Here is a 1,794-nt window from a genome sequence, read left to right on the forward strand (position 1 = left end):
AAGCTTCTCTTTGAAGGTAGTACCGATAGAGACACTGTCGAAAACAGCATCAACTGCAACACCTGCCAAACGAGCACGCTCATGTAATGGTATGCCCAGTTTCTCGTAAGTTTCGAGCAGTTTAGGGTCGACTTCATCCAAACTTTGCGGCGCATCGTCCGGGTTTTTGGGAGCGGAAAAATAAGCGATGTCGTTAAAGTCGATTTCCGGGAAGTTTACCTGCTGCCATTCGGGTTGTTCCATATCCAGCCAGCTTTGATAAGCTTTCAAACGCCACTCTAGTAACCACTCAGGCTCATTCTTTTTTGCCGAAATACGACGAATGACATCCTCGTTTAATCCGGGTTCAAAGGTTTCTGACTCAATATCGGTCACAAACCCATGCTCATACTCTCGTTTAATCAGGTCTTTTACGGCCTTATCGGAGTCAGACATGCTTTTAAGCTCTCCCAAAAATAAGATATATCCGTTTGATAAAACAGGTTTTTTATCAAGCTGGTGTCATAGAATTTAGCGAATTATATAATAACCAAGTAATTTAGTCAGGTATTTTGATGCCACCTGAACAAAAAATAGTAAAAACGGTCAACTTCGATAAACTTCCAGAGGGCGCGTATTGTAGCTTTTTTTTCCAAAAAAATCAGATTTAGTACAATTAAAATACATTGCTTAGGCTAAGATAGGTATATATTCGGTAAGGAAGGAATAGATGGCTGTTTACACTCAATTGACTCGTTCACAAATAGACAAGCTTCTCGAGTCATATGACTTAGGTGAGCTTGTTGGCTTTAGCGAGATTAGCGCTGGTATTGAGAATACCAATTATTTTCTAGATACCTACCCAAAAAGCGGGGGCGAAGAAGCGGATAAAGGCGCCGTGAGGTATGTTCTTACTCTTTTCGAGAGCATGGAAAAAAACACTTTACCCTTTTTCAATGAGCTGACGACGCACCTGGCCCGAGAAGGTTTTAAAGTTCCTGCGCCAGTATTGACTAAGCAAGGCGAAGCAATTTTCGAACTTGAGCAAAAGCCTGGAATGATCGTTCAATGCTTGTCTGGTAAGGCAGTGGGCAAACCCAAGGTTACACAGTGTGAGGCGATGGCTGAATATCTGGCAAGTATGCACCTGGCTTTAAGGGACTTTCCAAGAAGTCGCCCTTTAGCGCGAGATAGCGATTGGATGTTGGCGCAGAAGGCGCTTTTGCAACAGAGTGCTATGCCAGAAGAAGACTTTGACTTACTAGAGCAGTCAATATTCAGATATAGCAATGAATATGGAAGTGCCACCCAAGACTGCCCTCAGGGTATCGTTCATGGCGACTTATTTCGTGACAATGTCTTGTTTCGGCGGGATGAGGTTTCAGGGGTCATTGATTTCTATCATGCCTGTCAGGCTACCTTGTTATTTGACTTGGCGGTGATGGCGAATGATTGGGCGTGGAATGCATCGAAAGGAGATTATGATGAGGGCTTGCTGAGAGCAATAACTCAGGCTTATCAGTCGCATCGACCCTGGACTGACAGGGAACGAGAGGTTTGGCCCAGGTGTCTTGAGCTTGGCGCCTTAAGGTTCTGGATTAGCCGTTTGGTTAGTTACTATCTGCCAGGTTATCAGCAACATTCTGTAGAGGGTGATACCGCCAAAAACCCGGATGAAATGAAGGCTATTTTACTTCGAGCGCAAGCGCTATAAGTAAAATAGCTAATTTCTTTACCGTATATCCTACTCAAACAAAGCATTAATGTTGGTGTTGAAACTAATATCAACCAGGTTCCAACCTTCTTGAGGCTGGT

1 protein-coding gene and 1 pseudogene are annotated in these 1,794 nt (G+C 43.7%); one reads left to right on the top strand and one right to left on the bottom strand.

What is annotated here, in order from left to right:
- Positions 1-435: pseudogene (locus tag A3763_RS18210) on the bottom strand (Fe-S cluster assembly protein SufB); the annotation flags it as partial.
- A gap of 274 nt (positions 436-709) precedes the next feature.
- Between A3763_RS18210 and A3763_RS18215 the strand changes: the two are divergent.
- Complete coding sequence (locus A3763_RS18215) at positions 710-1,693, top strand: homoserine kinase (protein WP_068513130.1); 984 nt, start codon at positions 710-712, stop codon at positions 1,691-1,693.
- Positions 1,694-1,794 lie beyond the last annotated feature (101 nt).

This window comes from Oleiphilus sp. HI0128 (assembly GCF_001635365.1).

Bases quoted from the DNA above. Each gene is read 5' to 3' on its own strand.
- A3763_RS18215 (WP_068513130.1), top strand. From the start codon at position 710: ATGGCTGTTTACACTCAATTGACTCGTTCACAAATAGACAAGCTTCTC.